The sequence below is a fragment of the Corynebacterium gottingense genome (assembly GCF_003693265.1).
GTDB lineage: Bacteria > Actinomycetota > Actinomycetes > Mycobacteriales > Mycobacteriaceae > Corynebacterium > Corynebacterium gottingense.
On sequence record NZ_RDRE01000159.1, the window covers coordinates 1 to 1028 of the forward strand.

The following is a 1028-nucleotide window of genomic DNA, read 5'->3' on the forward strand; positions in this document are numbered from 1 at the left end:
CCTTGACGGTGATGTCCGTGAGCAGGCCTCCCGTTTGCATCACTGCGCCGATGCGCGCGTTCCCCGTAGCCTGCTTGGGTGTGCCGCCAAGGACGCTCACCTGGCCCGACGTGGCCGTGGTGAGCCCCAGGATGATGTCGATGAGCGTGGACTTACCCGCGCCGTTCGTCCCCAGTAGAGCGACGATCTCGCCGACACGGACGTCGAAGGAAACGCCGCGCAGCGCGTGGACCGGATGCTTGCCACGCGGAGTGAACGTCTTCGTCACGTCCGCGACGTGGATGGCGACGGGGCGGGAGCTGGAAGCGACTGCTGTGGTGGACATGATTCGCAGCCTATGTATGGGTGGCTCGGCGCGCACTGGTTTTTGTCATGAGGTGGGCATGACAATTGTCATGGGCGAGTGCGGGGGCGCGCCGGCCGGTACTGTGAGGGGTGTTCGAAGCGTTGCCGCGCCCGGCGCGGCCTCGTCGGCCCTCCCGAAAGGACCAGCACATGAGCAGCAAGAACCCGAATCCGTACAAGAACTTCTCGTACCAGCCGAGTTCGAACCAGCCCGGGGCCGGCGGGTCCGGTGTGTTCGGGCCTGGCGAGTTCGGGTCGGGGCAGCACTGGCGCGACGACGTCCCTTCCGACCCGGAGGAAAGAACGCTGTTTGAGTTCAAGAACTGGTGGGTCGTCATCGTGTTGGCGCTGGCGGTGGCCGGGGCGATCGGGTTGATCTACACCTCGATGACCGATGGGCCCGGCGGGGCGGAGACTACGGAAGGTCGGGAACAGTCGCCGACGGCAGAGGCTGAGTTCCCGAATTTCGGGGCGGTGGATGAGCGGATCTCGCAAGCCAAGGAGGCAGGCGAGGAGCCCGCCATGTACCGCCCGGACGACTTCGATCCAAATTCCAGGGTGCAGGATCCGGTTCCGGTGAGTCCGAGGGGGATGGAGGCTCCGTCGAAAAGCGCCTTCGAGCTCACGCCACTCGAGGCCGGCGAGGTGGCGAATGTCGGGGGCATGCGCATCGGCGTCGGGCC

General features: G+C 66.1%; 2 protein-coding genes. One reads left to right on the forward strand and one right to left on the reverse strand.

Annotation, left to right across the window (positions count from 1 at the left end; translation table 11 throughout):
• On the reverse strand, positions 1 to 325 hold a 325-nt coding region (locus EAW56_RS12450; protein ID WP_122086864.1), incomplete at its 3' end, for an ATP-binding cassette domain-containing protein.
• Between the two features lie 170 nt (positions 326 to 495).
• Here EAW56_RS12450 and EAW56_RS12455 point away from each other — a divergent pair.
• The coding region (locus EAW56_RS12455; protein WP_147453341.1) for a hypothetical protein at positions 496 to 1028 on the forward strand (533 nt) is incomplete at its 3' end.